This is a genomic window from Allobosea sp. FW305-C-101 (genome assembly GCF_058783685.1).
The window spans coordinates 149,478-165,005 of the sequence record NZ_JBYSYT010000007.1; the positions used below are offsets into that span (position 1 = coordinate 149,478).

General features: G+C 67.4%; 15 protein-coding genes. 14 read left to right on the forward strand and 1 reads right to left on the reverse strand.

The window, feature by feature from the left end; all coding sequences use genetic code 11:
* From AC3WMA_RS23660 to AC3WMA_RS23725, 14 genes are all read left to right on the forward strand, one after another.
* The gene (locus tag AC3WMA_RS23660) at positions 1-957 is read left to right on the forward strand and encodes a LysR family transcriptional regulator (protein WP_492287723.1); all 957 of its coding nucleotides are present in this window, start codon (positions 1-3) and stop codon (positions 955-957) included.
* Positions 954-2,408, forward strand: coding sequence for a SidA/IucD/PvdA family monooxygenase (locus AC3WMA_RS23665; protein ID WP_492287724.1), 1,455 nt, complete (start codon positions 954-956; stop codon positions 2,406-2,408). The genes AC3WMA_RS23660 and AC3WMA_RS23665 overlap by 4 nt, the downstream gene beginning before the upstream one ends.
* A complete protein-coding gene (locus AC3WMA_RS23670) occupies positions 2,408-3,382 on the forward strand; it encodes an ABC transporter permease (RefSeq protein WP_492287725.1) in 975 nt (324 codons plus the stop codon). Before AC3WMA_RS23665 ends, AC3WMA_RS23670 begins: the two co-directional genes overlap by 1 nt.
* Complete coding sequence (locus AC3WMA_RS23675) at positions 3,379-4,281, forward strand: ABC transporter permease (protein WP_492287726.1); 903 nt, start codon at positions 3,379-3,381, stop codon at positions 4,279-4,281. Before AC3WMA_RS23670 ends, AC3WMA_RS23675 begins: the two co-directional genes overlap by 4 nt.
* Complete coding sequence (locus tag AC3WMA_RS23680) at positions 4,278-5,267, forward strand: ABC transporter ATP-binding protein (RefSeq protein WP_492287727.1); 990 nt, start codon at positions 4,278-4,280, stop codon at positions 5,265-5,267. The genes AC3WMA_RS23675 and AC3WMA_RS23680 overlap by 4 nt, the downstream gene beginning before the upstream one ends.
* Complete coding sequence (locus AC3WMA_RS23685) at positions 5,264-6,289, forward strand: ABC transporter ATP-binding protein (protein WP_492287728.1); 1,026 nt, start codon at positions 5,264-5,266, stop codon at positions 6,287-6,289. The genes AC3WMA_RS23680 and AC3WMA_RS23685 overlap by 4 nt, the downstream gene beginning before the upstream one ends.
* Positions 6,286-7,857 (forward strand): ABC transporter substrate-binding protein, encoded by a 1,572-nt coding sequence (locus AC3WMA_RS23690; RefSeq protein WP_492287729.1) that lies wholly within the window; start codon positions 6,286-6,288, stop codon positions 7,855-7,857. Before AC3WMA_RS23685 ends, AC3WMA_RS23690 begins: the two co-directional genes overlap by 4 nt.
* Before the next feature lie 10 nt (positions 7,858-7,867).
* Entirely contained in the window at positions 7,868-9,148 is a 1,281-nt protein-coding gene (locus tag AC3WMA_RS23695; RefSeq protein ID WP_492287730.1) for an acyl-CoA thioester hydrolase/BAAT C-terminal domain-containing protein, read from the forward strand.
* 165 nt (positions 9,149-9,313) lie between these two features.
* Complete coding sequence (locus AC3WMA_RS23700) at positions 9,314-10,351, forward strand: ABC transporter ATP-binding protein (RefSeq protein ID WP_492287731.1); 1,038 nt, start codon at positions 9,314-9,316, stop codon at positions 10,349-10,351.
* Positions 10,352-10,404: 53 nt separating this feature from the next.
* Complete coding sequence (locus tag AC3WMA_RS23705) at positions 10,405-11,697, forward strand: ABC transporter substrate-binding protein (RefSeq protein ID WP_492287739.1); 1,293 nt, start codon at positions 10,405-10,407, stop codon at positions 11,695-11,697.
* Between the two features lie 10 nt (positions 11,698-11,707).
* A complete protein-coding gene (locus AC3WMA_RS23710; RefSeq protein ID WP_257735620.1) occupies positions 11,708-12,586 on the forward strand; it encodes a carbohydrate ABC transporter permease in 879 nt (292 codons plus the stop codon).
* A complete protein-coding gene (locus tag AC3WMA_RS23715; protein ID WP_492287732.1) occupies positions 12,583-13,446 on the forward strand; it encodes a carbohydrate ABC transporter permease in 864 nt (287 codons plus the stop codon). Before AC3WMA_RS23710 ends, AC3WMA_RS23715 begins: the two co-directional genes overlap by 4 nt.
* A gap of 10 nt (positions 13,447-13,456) precedes the next feature.
* On the forward strand, positions 13,457-14,299 hold the full coding sequence (locus AC3WMA_RS23720) for an endonuclease/exonuclease/phosphatase family protein (protein ID WP_492287733.1): 843 nt from the start codon (positions 13,457-13,459) through the stop codon (positions 14,297-14,299).
* On the forward strand, positions 14,296-15,120 hold the full coding sequence (locus AC3WMA_RS23725; protein ID WP_492287734.1) for an inositol monophosphatase family protein: 825 nt from the start codon (positions 14,296-14,298) through the stop codon (positions 15,118-15,120). The genes AC3WMA_RS23720 and AC3WMA_RS23725 overlap by 4 nt, the downstream gene beginning before the upstream one ends.
* A gap of 171 nt (positions 15,121-15,291) precedes the next feature.
* Here AC3WMA_RS23725 and AC3WMA_RS23730 read toward each other — a convergent pair.
* The coding region (locus AC3WMA_RS23730; RefSeq protein ID WP_492287735.1) for a DNA translocase FtsK at positions 15,292-15,528 on the reverse strand (237 nt) is incomplete at its 5' end.

A 15,528-nucleotide genomic window follows, 5' to 3' on the forward strand; every position in this document is an offset into this window, starting at 1 on the left:
ATGAGCCGTCTCAAGATCCTCGAAGCCTATCTGCAGGTCGCCTCGCTCGGCAGCGTCACGGCTGCGGCGAAGCATCTGGGCGTGTCTCAGCCTTCGGTCAGCCGCATGATCCAGGAGCTGGAGCGCGATCTCGGCCAGCCGCTGTTCGAGCGTGTCGGCCAGCGGCTGGTGCTGACGCAGAAGGGCATGGTGCTGCGCGACGATGTCGATCGGGCGCTGGCCGGCTTCGTGAACCTCTGGGAACGCGCCCGCGAGGTGATCGGCGAGGCCGAGCCGCCGATCCGGATTTCGGCCGTGTCTTCGCTCGCCTTCGGCCTGCTCACCGATGCCTGGAACGGAGCGGACGCGCCAAGACTCGCGATCGAGGTCGAGAATCCCGATCGCGTGCAGAACGCGGTGATCTCCGGCAACGCGCAGCTCGGCGCGACCAGCGCGCCGCTGCTGCATCGCGATCTCGCGCTCGAATGGCTGGGAACCGCGCCTTGCGTGCTCGCCGTGCCCGAGACCGATCCGCTCGCCCAAAGCGAAGGGCCGATCGATCTCAACGCCCTCTCCGGGCGGGACCTCGTCGGCATGTCCCTGCGCCGGGGCGTCCCGGCGCGCATCCGCGCGGCACTCAACGAAGCCGGCGTCGAGGTCCGGGTCAGGGTCCGCACGACCTCGACGATGAATGTATTGTCCTTCATCCGGGCCGGAGCTGGCATCGCCATCGTCGAGCCGCTGACGCTGACCGGCAACCCGACGCCCGGCATCCGCTTCCTGCCGCTGGCAACCTCGATCCCCTATTGCTTCGGCGTCGTGACCGCGCGCGGCGTCACCGTCTCCGACAGAGCCCGCGACCTGATCGCGGCGCTCCAGGCGACGGCGCAGAAGCGGCTCGCCGATTTCACCCTGATCCCGCCCGAAGAGCACCACGCGCTCCTCGCCTCGCTGACCAAACAGGAGACGCGGCTGTGACGACGAAACAGGCCGGGGCGCCGGAAGGGCTGGAGGCGCTGAACCGCCGCGTCGCCCGCGAGCTCGAACTCTTGACCCTGCCGGCCGCGCCCTGGGTGCCGGAGACAAAAGTCGGCGGCGAGCCGGTGCTCGATGTCGCGATCATCGGCGCGGGCATGGCCGGACTCGCCGCGGCCGCAGCCTTCCGCAATATCGGCCTGCGCGCCGTCAATTTCGACCGCCGACCACAGGGCCTCGAAGGTCCCTGGGCGACGACGGCGCGGATGGAGACGCTGCGCTCGCCGAAGACCCTGACCGGGCCGGCGCTCGGCATTCCCTCGCTGACCTTCCGCGCCTGGTTCGAGGCGCAGTTCTGCGCTGCCGACTGGGAGGCGCTCGACAAGATCCCGCGCCTGATGTGGATGGACTATCTGCGCTGGTTCCGCGAGGTTCTCGCTCTCGATGTCCGCAACGGCCATGAGATCGCGATGATCCATCCCGGCCCCGAGCATGCGACGCTGGAGATCGACGCCGCCGGCAAGCGCCAGCGCGTGCTCGCCCGTCATGTCGTGCTCGCGACCGGCCGCGACGGGCTCGGCGGCCCGGCCGTGCCGGAGATCGCGGAGAGCCTGCCGCGCGAACGCTGGGCGCATTCCTCGGATGAGAACGACTACGCCTTGCTGCGCGGCAAGCGCGTCGCCGTCATCGGCGCCGGGGCCTCGGCCATGGACAGCGCCGGCACTGCGCTAGAAGCCGGCGCGGCCAGCGTCGATCTCCTGATCCGCCGCCGCGACATCCCCCGCATCAACCGCGGCAAGGGCATGGGCCATCCGGGTTCCATCGCCGGCTATCGCCATCTGCCCGATGCCTGGAAATGGCGCATCAACAGCTATATCGCCCGCGAGCAGGTGCCGCCGCCGCGCGCCAGCGTGCTGCGCGTCTCGCGCCATCCCAACGCCTTCTTCCGGCAAGGCACGGCGCTGATCTCGGCCCGTATGGAGGGCGGCGAGATCGTGGTCGAGACCAGCACTGGCGCGATACGCTTCGACTTCATGATCTTCTCGACCGGCTTCAAGGTCGATTGGGGCAGCCGGCCCTTCCTCAGGGAGATCGCGGCCAACGCTCGCAACTGGGTCGATCGCGGCGTGCCCGAGGATGCCGAACCGAGCCTCGGCGCCATGCCCGATCTCGGGCCGGCCTTCGAGTTCCAGCCGAAAGTACCGGGCACCTGCCCCGGACTCGCGCGCATCCACTGCTTCTGCTACCCGGCGATGATGTCGCATGGCACGGTTTCCGGCGATATCCCGGCGATCAGCGACGGCGCCGAGCGGCTGTCGCAGGCCATCGCCTCCAGCCTCTTCCGCGAGGATATCGAGGTCCATTTCCAGCGTGGCCAGGAGTACTCGGAGCCCGAAATCTTCGGCGACGAATGGGTGCCGATCCTGCCCGAACCCGCGAAGGTGCCGGTTTGATGCTCGGGTGGCTGCTCCAGCGCGTCGCGCAGGCGCTCCTCGTGATCATCGCCATGTCGCTCGTGGTCTTCCTCGGGCTGCATGCCGTCGGCAATCCCGCCGACCTCCTGCTCGCACCGGACGCGACCCAGATCGACCGGGCCGAGCTCGTGGCGCGGCTCGGCCTCGACCGGCCGCTTTGGGAGCAGTACCTGAACTTCGTGGGCAGCGCCCTGCGGGGCGATCTCGGGCGCAGCTTCGTCTACAATGTGCCCGCCGTAACCCTGATCCTGCAGCGCCTGCCGGCGACGCTGGAACTCGCCTTCGCCGCGATGATCTTCGCAGTGATCATCGGCGTGCCGCTCGGGCTCTATGCCGGGCTCTATCCCGAGCGCCTGCTGTCGAAGCTGATCCAGACCGGCAGCATCCTCGGCTTCTCGCTGCCGACCTTCTGGGTCGGGCTCTTGCTGATCATGACCTTCAGCGTCTCGCTGGGCTGGCTGCCGGCGAGCGGACGCGGCGAGACGGTGCGCGTCTTCGGCGTCGAATGGTCGTTCCTGACGCTGAACGGCTGGCGTCACCTGCTCTTGCCGGCGATCAACCTGTCGCTGTTCAAGGTCTCGCTGGTGATCCGCCTGACGCGGGCCGGCGTGCGCGAGGTTCTGCCGCTCGACTATGTCCGCTTCGCACGGGCCAAGGGCCTGCGCCGCGGCCGGATCGTGATGATGCATATCCTGCGCAACATCATGATCCCGCTGGTGACAGTGCTCGGGCTCGAACTCGGCTCGACCATCGCCTTCGCCGTGGTGACCGAGAGCATCTTCGCCTGGCCGGGTTCGGGCAAGCTCATCCTCGACAGCATCAACGCGCTCGATCGGCCAGTGGTGATGGCCTACCTGCTGGTGGTGGTGACGCTCTTCGTCATCATCAACCTCATCGTCGACATTCTCTATCGCGTGCTCGACCCGCGCGTCCGCGAGGAGGCCTCGGCATGACCACGGTTCCCGCCGCCGCCTCCGCCCGCCGCCCGTCGAGCAGCGCGCTCCGCCGCTTCCTGCGTGCACCCTCGGCCTGGATCGGGCTCGGCCTGATGACGCTGCTCGTCATCGGCGCGGTGTTCGCGCCGCAGATCGCGCCGCAGAACCCGTTCGACCTCGCGGCGATCGACGTGCTCGACGCGCGGATGACGCCGGGCTCCATGTCGTCGACCGGCGACATCACCTATCTGCTCGGCACCGATGGACAGGGCCGCGACCTGTTCTCGGCGATCCTCTACGGACTGCGCACCAGTCTTACCGTCGGCGTCGGCTCAGCCGTGCTCGCCGGCATCATCGGCATCCTGCTCGGGCTGATCGCGGCCTGGAGCGGCGGGCTGATCGACGCGCTGATCATGCGGCTCGTCGACCTCCTGATGTCGCTGCCTTCGATCCTGGTCGCGCTCCTGATGCTGGCGCTGCTCGGCAAGGGCATCGGCAATGTCGTGCTGACGCTGGTGCTGCTGGAATGGGCCTATTATGCCCGCACCGCCCGCGCCCAGGCGCTGGTCGAGCGCAAGCGCGACTATTTCGAAGCTGCGCGAGGGCTGGGCCTGCCGACCTCGCGCATCCTGCTGCGCCATGTCCTGCCGAATTGCCTGCCGCCGCTCCTGGTCATCGGCGCCTTGCAGGTCGCGCGCGCCATCACGCTGGAAGCGACGCTCTCCTTCCTCGGGCTGGGCGCCCCGGTGACGCAGCCCTCGCTCGGCCTGCTGATCGCCAACGGCTTCCAGTTCATGCTCTCGGGCGAATACTGGATCAGCTTCTTCCCGGGGCTGACGCTGCTGACGGCGATCGTCGCGATCAACCTCGTCGGCGACCGCCTGCGCGAGGTGCTCGATCCGAGGGCGCTGAAATGACCGCGCCGCTGCTCGAAATCCGCAACCTGCGCACCCGCTTCCGCACCGATCGCGGCGATCTCGACGCCGTGCGCGACGTCTCCTTTATCTTGCGAGCCGGCGAGACGCTCGGCCTCGTCGGCGAGAGCGGCTCGGGCAAGTCGGTCACCGGCTTCTCGATCATGGGATTGATCGACCCGCCCGGCCAGGTCGTGGGCGGCGAAATCCTGTTCCGCGGGCAGGACCTGACGAAGCTCGACGAGGAGGCGATGCGCCGCCTGCGCGGTAATCGCATCGCCATGGTCTTCCAGGACCCGATGATGACGCTGAATCCGGTGCTGCGGATCAGCACGCAGATGATCGAGACGATCCGGGCGCATGAGGTGATCGATGACATCACCGCGCGCGGCCGGGCGCGGGACCTGCTCGGCACCATGGGCATCCCGAGCCCGGAGGCGCGGCTCGATGCCTATCCGCACCAACTCTCGGGCGGCATGCGCCAGCGCGTCGCCATCGCTATCGCGCTGATCAACAAGCCCGACCTGATCATCGCCGACGAGCCAACCACCGCGCTCGACGTCTCGATCCAGGCGCAGATCCTGGCCGAGGTGCAGCAACTCACCCGCGAAAGCGGCACCGCCCTGCTCTGGATCACGCATGACCTCTCGGTGATCGCCGGCATCGCCGACGAGATCGCCGTGATGTATGCCGGTCGCATCGTCGAGCATGGCGGAATCGACGCCGTCCTCGACCAGCCCAGCCATCCCTATACGGCCGGGCTGATCGGCAGCCTGCCCGGCGCAAGCGCGCCGGGTTCGATGCTGGTGCAGATCCCCGGCACGACGCCGGACATGGTCGACCCGCCACAGGGCTGCGCCTTCGGGCCGCGCTGTTCGCGCCGCGACGACGCCTGCGAGCGCCAGCCCGCCTTCACGGAGAGCGCGCACCGCCTGCGCTGCTTCCACCCCCTGTCCGGCCCCGCCTCGGCCGCCGAGGTGTCGGCATGACCGTGACCGCCACTCCCTCCGCCCCCGCGTTGGAGACGCGCAAGCTGACCCGGCATTTCGGCCGCCCGGCCGGGCTTGCGGTCAAGCTGCATCTGGCCAAGCACCAGCCGATCATCCGGGCGCTCGACGGCATCGACCTGACCATCCCGACCGGCGAGTTCGTCGGGCTCGTCGGCGAATCCGGCTCGGGCAAGTCGACGCTCGGGCGCATCGCGGCCGGCCTGCTGCCGCCGAGCACGGGCGAGGTCGAAGTCTTCGGGCGCTCGCCGCAGGGCGACCGCTCGGTCCATCGCGACGTGCAACTGATCTTCCAGGACCCGCAGGCCAGCCTCAACCCGCGCATGCGCGTGGCGGAAGCGATCGGCGAGGCGCCGCTCGTCCACGGCATCGCCTCGCGCGCCGAGATCGACGCGTATGTGTGCGCGCAGATGCGCCGGGCCGGGCTCGATCCGGCCCTCCGCCAGCGCTTCCCGCACCAATTCTCCGGCGGCCAACGCCAGCGCATCTCGATTGCACGGGCGCTCGCCTTGCAGCCGCGCTTCCTGGTCTGCGACGAGTCGGTCGCCTCGCTCGACGTCTCGATCCAGGCGCAGATCCTCAACCTGTTCATGCAGCTCCGGCGCGAGCTCGACCTGACCTATCTCTTCATCAGCCACGACCTGCGGGTGGTGCAGCACATCGCCGACCGCGTGGTGATCATGTATCTCGGCCGTATCGTCGAGGATGCGCCGGCCGCCCGGTTCTTCGCCCATCCGAACCACCCTTATACGCAGGGGCTGCTGGCGGAGATCCCCGATCTCAAGCAGCGGCGGCGTGTGTATGCGCCCGTCAAGGGCGAGATCCCGAGCCCGGCCGCGCCGCCACCCGGCTGCCATTTCCACCCGCGCTGCCCGGCCACCTTCGACCGCTGCCGCATCGAAAGACCTGTCCTGCGCGAAATCGTGCCGGGCCACCGTTCTGCCTGCCACCTCAACGACGTCGCAGTGGCCCCGGCCCGCGCGCAAACAGGAGAGATCGCATGACGACCAAACTGAGCACCTTCGCCTTCTCGGCGGCGCTGATCGTCGCCGCGGGCGCTGCCCATGCGGACGACCTGCGCATCGCCTTCGCCGATCCGGTCTCGGCGATCGATCCGCAGCTCAACAACCATGCCGGCGACCATTCGGTCTCGCAGCATTTCTGGTCGCGCCTCGTGGCGCAGAAGACCGAGGGCGGCGTGGTGCCCGACATCGCCGCATCCTGGAAGAACCTCGCGCCCAATACCTGGGAGTTCAAGCTGCGCGAGAACGCGGTCTGGAGCGACGGCAAGCCGGTCACGGCCGAGGATATCGCCTTCTCCTACGAGCGCGCTCAGAACGTGCCGGGCACGGTCGCGAGCTACAAGGGCTTCCTGCGCAATGTCGCCAAGGTCGAGATCAAGGACCCGCATACGCTGGTGATCACCAGCCACGCGCCCGATCCGCTGCTGCCGATCAACATCTCCAGCATCTATATCGTCAGCAAGCATGTCGGCCAGAGCGCCACGACCGACGACTACAACAGCGGCAAGGCGATGGTCACCGAGGGCCCCTATTCCTTCGTCAGCTATACGCCCGGCGACCGCATCGAAATGAAGCGCAACGAGCGCTTCTGGGGTCCCAAGCCCGAATGGGAAAAGGTCAACTACCGCTATATCGCCAACCCGGCGGCGCGCACCGCCGCCCTGCTCTCGGGCGATGTCGACGTCATCGACAAGGTCTCCTTCTCCGATATCGAGAAGCTGGAGAAGAACCCGAAGGTCAAGGTCTGGTCCTATCCGGGCCTGCGCGCACTGATCATGCAGCCGAGCTTCAACCCGGCCCCGTCCAAGTTCCTCACCGACAAGGCCGGCAAGCCGCTCGACAAGAACCCGCTGCTCGATGTCCGCGTCCGCAGGGCGCTTAACATGGCCATCAACCGCGAGGCGATCGCGGACCGCGTCGCGCGCGGCGGCGTGACCGTCGCGACGCAGTGGATGCCGGCCGGCAGCTTCGGCTACGATCCCGACCGCTCGAAGATCGACGTCGACCCCAACAAGGCCAAGGCCTTGCTGACCGAGGCCGGCTATCCCAACGGGTTCAAGCTGACCATGCATGTGCCGGGCGAGCGCTACCCGCTGGCGCCGGAGACCGCACAAGCGATCGCGCAGTTCTGGACCCGGATCGGCGTCGAGACGCAGGTCGAGGTCGTGCCCTTCTCGGTCTATTCCGGCGCGGCCAACAAGAACGAATACGCGATGAGCATGATCGGCTGGGGCAACGGCACCGGCGAGGGCACCTATGCGATGCTGGCGATCCTCGCGACCGTCGATCCCGCCAAGGGGCTGGGTGCCTCGAACTGGGGCCGCTACAGCAATCCGAAGCTGGACGAGGCTCTCGCCAAGGCCAGCGCCGAATTCGACGACGCCAAGCGCGAGGCGATCATCAAGGACGCGGTCAAGGTGGTGATGGACGATGTCGGGATCATGCCGCTCTACCACTACAAGAACATCTGGGCGAGCCGGCCGGACCTGAAGGTCGTGCCCTGGCACAGCGACCGCACCGTCGCGATGCAGGTCAGCAAGGCCAAGTAAGGACGCAGTCATGCCGGCCGCCTTCGCGATCAGCCCCGCCATCGACCTGATCGACGTGCCCCGCCGGATTGTCCTAACTGGACTGCCGGCGGGCGCGGAGGTGACCATCGCTGCGGAGACCCGGCGCGACGGTCATGTCTGGCGGGCTGAGGCGGTGTTCGCGGCCGGGGCCGATGGCACCATCGACCTCGAACGCGATGCGCCCGTGCGCGGCGATTACGCGGGCGTCGCGGGAATGGGGCTGGTCTGGGCGCAGACCGGCAACGGGGAACTTTTCCCCGCCGACCTGTCCCGCCCGCTCGAAACCACGCTCATCGCCGAAATCGGCGGCGAGACCGTCGCAACCGGACGCTTCAGCCAGGCACTGATGGCGGACGGTGTGACGCGGCACCCGCTCGCCGAGGACGGGCTCGTCGGGACCTTGTTCCTGCCGGCCGGCACAAGCCCGCATCCGGCGATCATGATCCTCAACGGCTCGGGCGGCGGCATCAACGAGCCGCGTGCGGCGCTCTGGGCCTCGCGCGGCGTGGCCGCGCTGGCGCTCGGCTATTTCGGCGCGCCCGGCCTGCCGAAATATATCTCGAACACGCCGCTGGAGTATTTCGCCAGGGGGCTTGACTGGCTGCGTGCCCGCGTGCGGCCGCTCAATGATTTCGTCGCCGTCGCCGGGCAGTCGCGCGGCGGTGAGCTCGCACTCCTGCTTGGCGCGACCTTCCCCGAAAAGGTCTCGGCGGTATTGGGTTATGTGCCGAGCGCTTTCGTCCATGGCGGGCAGGCTGCCGCCGACCCGGCCCTCGGTCGCGACGGCCCCGGCTGGACGCTCGACGACAAGCCGCTCGTGCATCAGTGGCAGGACAACGCCACGGCGAGCTGGAAGCCTTACGACGAGGCGACTGAGACGCGTCGCAATGCCGATGCGATGCGGACAGCGCTCGGCGACCCCGCCGCCATGGCGCGCGCCCGCATTCCGGTCGAACGGATCGCCGGGCCGGTGCTGCTGCTGTCCGGGGGCGACGATGGCGCCTGGCCTTCCGATCTCAATTCGCTGATCGTGCAGTCGAGCCTGCTCGCGGCGGGCCATCCGCACGAGGTTCTCTGGAAGAACTGGCCCGCGGCCGGCCATTCCATCCTGTTTCCCCATACGCCAGCAACCCGTATCGCCCATCGCCATCCGGTCAGCGGCATCGCCACGACCATGGGCGGCACGCCGGCCGCCAATGCCGAGGCCAATGCCGGCGCCTGGGAGACGGCGCTCGCCTTCGTCAGGCGCCATGGCGGGCAGGCCGCCTGAAGCGGCAACAATAGGGGCAATCCGATCCCTCGAAAGCCCGGTCGTCAGCCGGCACGCAGCCTCTTGTGCGCAAAAGAATTTTCGCGTCATGGTCGCGCTGACTTCACGCTGGCGGCAGGTTATTGCTGTGCCGGCTCAACATGACCTCGGCTCACCGGATCGCGAATGGTTTCTGTAGCGCTGAAGACGGTTTCGAAGACCTGGGGCGGCATCGCCGCCGTCGATGCGATCAGCTTCACCGTCGAAGGCGGCAATCTCGTCGCGCTGCTCGGCCCATCCGGCTGCGGCAAGTCGACGACGCTCCGGCTGATCGCCGGCCTGGAAGACACCAGCAGCGGCACGATCGAGATCGGCGGGCGCGACGTCACCCATGCCTCGCCCTCGCAGCGCGGCATCGCCATGGTCTTCCAGAGCTACGCGCTGTTCCCGCATCTGAGCGTCGCCGAGAATATCCTGTTCGGGCTCAAGGTCCGCAAGGTCTCCCGCGCCGAGCGTGACGAGCGCCTCGCCCGCGCCGCCTCGATCCTGGGCCTCTCCGCCCTGCTCGAACGCAAGCCCTCGCAGCTCTCCGGGGGCCAGCAGCAGCGCGTCGCGCTCGGCCGCGCCATCGTCGCCGAGGCGCCGGTCTGCCTGATGGACGAGCCGCTCTCCAATCTCGACGCCCAGTTGCGCGTCGAGATGCGCCGCGAGATCCGCGAATTGCAGCAGCGGCTCGGCATGACCATGGTCTATGTCACGCATGATCAGGTCGAGGCCATGACCATGGCCGATCAGGTCGTGCTGATGCGCAACGGCCGGATCGAGCAGGATGCGCCGCCGGACGTGCTCTACGAGAACCCGGCGACGATCTTCGCAGCCCGCTTCGTCGGCACGCCGCCGATGAACGTGCTGCCGCTCGCCACCGTGCAAGCGCGGGGTGGCGCGATCACCGCTCCTGACGGCATCGATCCCGCCAGCCTCGCGGTCGGCATCCGTCCCGAGATGGTCGAGATCACCAGTGGCGGCGTCGCCGCAGATGTCGTCGCGGTCGAATATCTCGGCTCCGACACGCTGCTCGAAACCCGCATCGACGGGCATTCCTTCATCGTCAAGCAGCCCGGCAAAGTGCGGACCACAGCCGGCGAACAGATCTACATCACGTTGTCACAATCGGCGCTGCACTGGTTCGACCAGGCGTCGGAACGGAAGGTGGTTCGCAACTGAACCGGCCGGAGCGTCGGGCGTGCGGACCATCCCAACAAGGGAGAGAGGACATGATGGACAGGCGTGAATTTCTTGGCGGCACGGCCGCCCTTGCGGGCGCGACGGCGCTACCCGGCATCGCCCGGGCGCAGAGCACCACCGAGCTCTCGTTCTTCTACCCGGTCGCCGTCGGCGGGCCGATCACCAAGCTGATCGACGCCTATGCCGCCGGCTTCGAGAAGGAGAACCCCACGATCAAGCTGAAGCCGATCTATGCCGGCACCTATCAGGAGACCATCGTCAAGGCGCTGACCGCGCATAAGAGCGGCACGCCGCCGGTGCTCTCGGTCCTGCTCTCGACCGACATGTACACGCTGATCGACGAAGAGGCGATCGTGCCCTTCGACGACTTCATCAAGACCGACGAGGACAAGAAGTGGCTTTCGAGCTTCTTCCCCGGCTTCATGGAAAACAGCCAGACCGGCGGCAAGACCTGGGGCATCCCGTTCCAGCGTTCCACCGTGGTGCTCTACTGGAACAAGGAGCTATTCAAGGAAGCCGGGCTCGATCCCGAGAGGCCGCCGAAGACCTGGGCCGAGCAGCTCGAATCCGCGCAGAAGCTGACGAAGCGCGACGCCGCCGGCAATGTCACGCAATGGGGCATCCAGATCCCCTCCTCCGGCTTCCCCTACTGGCTGTTCCAGGGGCTCTCGACGCAGGCCGGCGCGATCCTCGCAAATCCGGCTGGCAACAAGACCGATTACGCCAATCCCGCCGTGGTCGAGGCGCTGCAGTACTGGGTCGACCTCGCGCAGAAGCACAAGGTCCATCCGCCCGGCATCGTCGAATGGGGCACCACGCCGCGCGACTTCTTCGAGCGGAAGGTCGCGATGATGTGGACCACCACCGGCAACCTCACCAATGTCCGCGCCAACGCCAAGTTCCCCTTCGGCGTCGCGGTTCTGCCGGCCGGCAAGAAGCCGGGCAGCCCGACCGGCGGCGGCAATTTCTACCTCTCCAAGAAGGCGACCAAGGCCGAGCAGGAAGCCGCCTTCAAGTTCGTGCGCTGGATCACCACGCCCGAGCGCGCGGCGCAGTGGAGCGCCGAGACCGGCTATGTCGCGGTGACGCCGGCCTCCTACGAGACCGAGGCGATGAAGAAATACGTCGCCGACTTCCCGCAGGCGCTGGTCGCGCGCGATCAGCTGCCGAGCGCGGTGGCGGAGCTCTCGACCCACGAGAACCAGCGCGTCACCAAGGCGCTGAACGACGGCTTGCAGGCGGCGCTGACCGGCACCAAGACGCCGCAGAAGGCAATGGAGGACGCGCAGGCCGAGGCCGAGCGCATCCTCAAGGCCTATCGCTGATCCCGCGCCGATGACGAACCGCGCGACCGCGACGATCCATGGCTGGCTGCTCCTGCTGCCGGCCATGGCTTGCCTGGCCCTGTTCACGCATTGGCCCGCGGTCGCGAGCTTCATCGAGAGCTTCTACTCGACCCCGAAGGCGCGCCGCCCGGCGCGCTTCATCGGGCTCGAGAACTACCAGCAGATGCTCGCCGATCCGATCTTCTGGAAGGCGATGAGCAACAATCTCTGGTTCGCGCTCGGCACGATACCGACCTCGATCGCGCTGGCGCTGCTGATGGCGGTCTGGGTCAACGACAAGATCGCCGGCCGCACGCTCGTCCGCATGGCCTTCTTCACGCCGACGATCCTGCCGATGATCGCGGTCGCCAATATCTGGCTGTTCTTCTACACGCCGCAATACGGTTTGCTGGAGCAGATCACCGGCCTGTTCGGCGCACGCTCGACCAACTGGCTGGGTTCGCAGGACACCGCGCTTTACGCCATCACGATCGTCGCGATCTGGAAGGAAGCCGGCTTCTTCATGATCTTCTACCTCGCGGCGCTGCAGGCGATCCCGCCCAGCCTCGGCGAGGCGGCGGCGATCGAGGGCGCCTCGCGCTGGACCTTCTTCCGGCGCATCCAGTTCCCCCTCCTGATGCCGACGACGCTGTTCGTGCTGATCAATGCCGTGATCAACGCCTTCCGCATGGTCGACCATGTTTTCGTGATGACGCGCGGCGGGCCGGACAACGCCACGACGTTGCTGCTCTTCTATATCTACCAGGTCGGCTTCGGCTTCTGGGACACGGCCTATGCGGCGACGCTGACCTGCGTGCTGCTGGCGCTGCTCGCGCTCGTCGCCTTCGTCCAGTACGGCTGGCTCGAACGCAGGACGCATTATCAATGAGCGCCGCGCCCCATCCCGCCCCGGCCGCGACGCGGACCGACCCTTATGCGCCCAAGGGCCTCGCACTCACGCTGGAATCGACCGGAGCGATCCTGCTCGCTGTGCTCTGGGTGCTGCCGCTGGCCTATGCCGTCTGGGCGGCGTTCCATCCGGCCGAATACACCACGCGCTTCGTGCTGACCGCACCCTTGACGCTCGACAATTTCACGCGCGCCTGGGCGGCGGCTCCCTTCGCCCGCTATTTCCTCAACACCTTCATCCTGGTCACCCTGATCCTCGTCTTCCAGATCGTGCTGGGCACGCTCGCGGCCTATGCGCTGGCGCGGCAGGATTTCTGGGGCCGCGACGTCGCCTTCGTGCTGATCCTGGCCCAGCTCATGATCATGCCGGACGCGCTGATCGTCGAGAACTACCGCACGCTCGCCAAGCTCAACCTGATCGACACGATCCCGGCGATCGCCCTGCCCTATATCGCCTCCGCCTTCGGCATCTTCCTGCTGCGCCAGACCTTCAAGACCGTGCCGAAGGAACTGGACGATGCCGCCCGCGTCGAGGGCGCGAGCCCGCTACAGGTGCTGATGAAGGTCTATGTCCCGCTGGCGAAGCCGACCTATGTCGCCTATGGCCTCGTCTCGGTCAGCTATCACTGGAACAACTTCCTCTGGCCATTGCTGGTGACCAATTCCGTGGAGTCGCGGCCGCTGACGGTGGGCTTGCAGGTCTTCTCCTCGGCCGACCAGGGCATCGACTGGGCGGTGATCTGCGCGGCGACATTGATGACCTCGGCACCGCTGCTCGTCGGCTTCCTGTTGTTCCAGCGCCAGTTCGTGCAGAGCTTCATGCGCGCCGGCATCAAGTAGCGATACGCCGATGAAGCTGATCACCTGGAATATCCAGTGGGCCCGCGGCGTCGACGACAAGGTCGACCCGCACCGCATCATCGATCACGTCAAGCAGATGGCGGATTTCGACGTGCTCTGCCTGCAGGAGGTCGCGGCCAATTTCCCCGATCTCGACGGGAATGACCGCACCGACCAGTTCGCTCTGTTCAGTGAGTTGCTGCCCGGTTTCACCGCGATCGAGGCGATCGGCGTCGATGTCTCGGATGGCGCCGGCGGTCGCAAGCGCTTCGGCAATCTCGTCCTGTCGCGATTGCCGGTGGCACAGGCGCTGCGCCATGTCCTGCCCTGGGAAGCTGCGGCGACGCGCAACATGCCGCGCGTGCTGGTCGAGGCGATGGTCGAGACACCCCACGGTCCGATCCGGGTGATGACGACCCATCTGGAATATTCCTCGCCCGTTCTGCGTGCTGCCCAGGTCGAAGGCATCCGGCAGGTCCACCGCATGGCCGCCGCACGGCAGGCGACGCCGCGCCTGCCCGGCCCACACACCTATGCGCCGACGCCGAACGCGGCGAGCGCGATCCTGACCGGCGATTTCAACATGCGGCCCGACGATGCCGGGCTGGCGCAACTGCTCGCTCCGTTCGCAGTGGACGTGCCGCCGCTGATCGATCTCTGGCCGGTGTTGAAGGGCGCAGAGCCGCATCCGCCCTCCGCCTTCATCTGCGACCAGACCTATGGCCCGCCGGGCTGTCTCGACTTCGTGCTGGCGACGCCTGATCTCGCCGAGCGAGCGCGCTCCATCACCTATGACATCGAGGCACGGGCTTCGGACCACCAGCCCATATTGGTCGAGTTCGACCTCGGATGATCTTCACCCGGCAGGACCATGAGCGGCTCGACGCCATCCTGCGCGAGGCGGCACGCCGCGAGGTGATGCCGCGTTTCCGGCGCCTGGCGGCTGGCGATATCCGCGCCAAGCAGAACCCGGTCGATGTCGTCACCGAAGCGGACGAGGCGGCCGAGCGTTTCATCTGCACCGAGCTGGCCAAGGCCTTTCCAGGCGCGGCGCTGATCGGTGAAGAGGCCGTGACGCAGGACCCCTCCCTTCTCGAAAAGCTGGCGCAAGCCGAGCTCGCCTTCGTCATCGATCCGATCGACGGCACGCTGAACTATGCCAGCGACCTCTCGCTCTTCGCTGTGATGGCCGCCGTTATCGTCAAAGGCAAGATCGTCGCCGCCGTGATCCATGATCCGACGGCGCAGGACAGCGCCGTGGCCCTGCGCGGCGAAGGCGCGTGGATGAGTTCTGCGGACGGCGCGAGCCGCGACCTGCGCGTCGCGCCGTCCGTCGCGACCCGGCAGATGAACGGCATGGCGAGCTGGCAATATTTCCCCGAGCCATTGCGCAGCACGCTTCCCGGCCGCTTCCCGGCCTTCCTCGAAGTCGGTTCGCTGCGCTGCTGCGGGCAGGAATACCGGCTGGCGGCAGCGGGACGCCTGCAATTCCTGCTCTACGGCGTGCTCAACCCCTGGGACCATGCGCCGGGCGTGCTGCTCTACAGCGAGGCCGGCGGCCATGCGCGCCTGCTCGACGGTCGCCCCTATGCGCCGACCGAGCGTCCGGCGGGCCTGCTTTGCGCGCCCGACGAAGCGAGCTGGCAGGAGATCAGGTCGATCCTGCTGGATTGAGCGGCAAAGTCGGCTCGCCGCACCGTCGTCACAACCGCATCGTCATCCCGGACAAGCGGCGAAGCGGCGCTGATCCGGGATCCATACCGGAGCGTTTCCGGCAGAGGTTCAGGCAGAATTCCGGGCCTGCGCTGCGCTCCCGCCCGGAATGACACCCACTTCGAACGGCGCTCAGTCTTCCTCATCACGCGGGCGGGCGCTTTCCCCGAGGATCTCTCTTTTCCCGGCGTGGTTAGCGGGTCCGACGATGCCTTCGTTCTCCATGCGCTCCATGATGGATGCGGCGCGGTTGTAGCCGATCTGGAGGCGGCGCTGGATGTAGGAGGTCGAAGCCTTCTTGTCGCGCAGCACGACCGCGACCGCTTGCTCGTAAGGGTCGTCGCTCTCGACCGAACCCATGCCGGTCTT

Coding starts and splice junctions, on each gene's coding strand:
- AC3WMA_RS23660 (WP_492287723.1), top strand. CDS start 1: ATGAGCCGTCTCAAGATCCTCGAAGCCTATCTGCAGGTCGCCTCGCTC.
- AC3WMA_RS23670 (WP_492287725.1), top strand. CDS start 2,408: ATGCTCGGGTGGCTGCTCCAGCGCGTCGCGCAGGCGCTCCTCGTGATC.
- AC3WMA_RS23675 (WP_492287726.1), top strand. CDS start 3,379: ATGACCACGGTTCCCGCCGCCGCCTCCGCCCGCCGCCCGTCGAGCAGC.
- AC3WMA_RS23680 (WP_492287727.1), top strand. CDS start 4,278: ATGACCGCGCCGCTGCTCGAAATCCGCAACCTGCGCACCCGCTTCCGC.
- AC3WMA_RS23685 (WP_492287728.1), top strand. CDS start 5,264: ATGACCGTGACCGCCACTCCCTCCGCCCCCGCGTTGGAGACGCGCAAG.
- AC3WMA_RS23690 (WP_492287729.1), top strand. CDS start 6,286: ATGACGACCAAACTGAGCACCTTCGCCTTCTCGGCGGCGCTGATCGTC.
- AC3WMA_RS23695 (WP_492287730.1), top strand. CDS start 7,868: ATGCCGGCCGCCTTCGCGATCAGCCCCGCCATCGACCTGATCGACGTG.
- AC3WMA_RS23700 (WP_492287731.1), top strand. CDS start 9,314: ATGGTTTCTGTAGCGCTGAAGACGGTTTCGAAGACCTGGGGCGGCATC.
- AC3WMA_RS23705 (WP_492287739.1), top strand. CDS start 10,405: ATGGACAGGCGTGAATTTCTTGGCGGCACGGCCGCCCTTGCGGGCGCG.
- AC3WMA_RS23710 (WP_257735620.1), top strand. CDS start 11,708: ATGACGAACCGCGCGACCGCGACGATCCATGGCTGGCTGCTCCTGCTG.
- AC3WMA_RS23715 (WP_492287732.1), top strand. CDS start 12,583: ATGAGCGCCGCGCCCCATCCCGCCCCGGCCGCGACGCGGACCGACCCT.
- AC3WMA_RS23720 (WP_492287733.1), top strand. CDS start 13,457: ATGAAGCTGATCACCTGGAATATCCAGTGGGCCCGCGGCGTCGACGAC.
- AC3WMA_RS23725 (WP_492287734.1), top strand. CDS start 14,296: ATGATCTTCACCCGGCAGGACCATGAGCGGCTCGACGCCATCCTGCGC.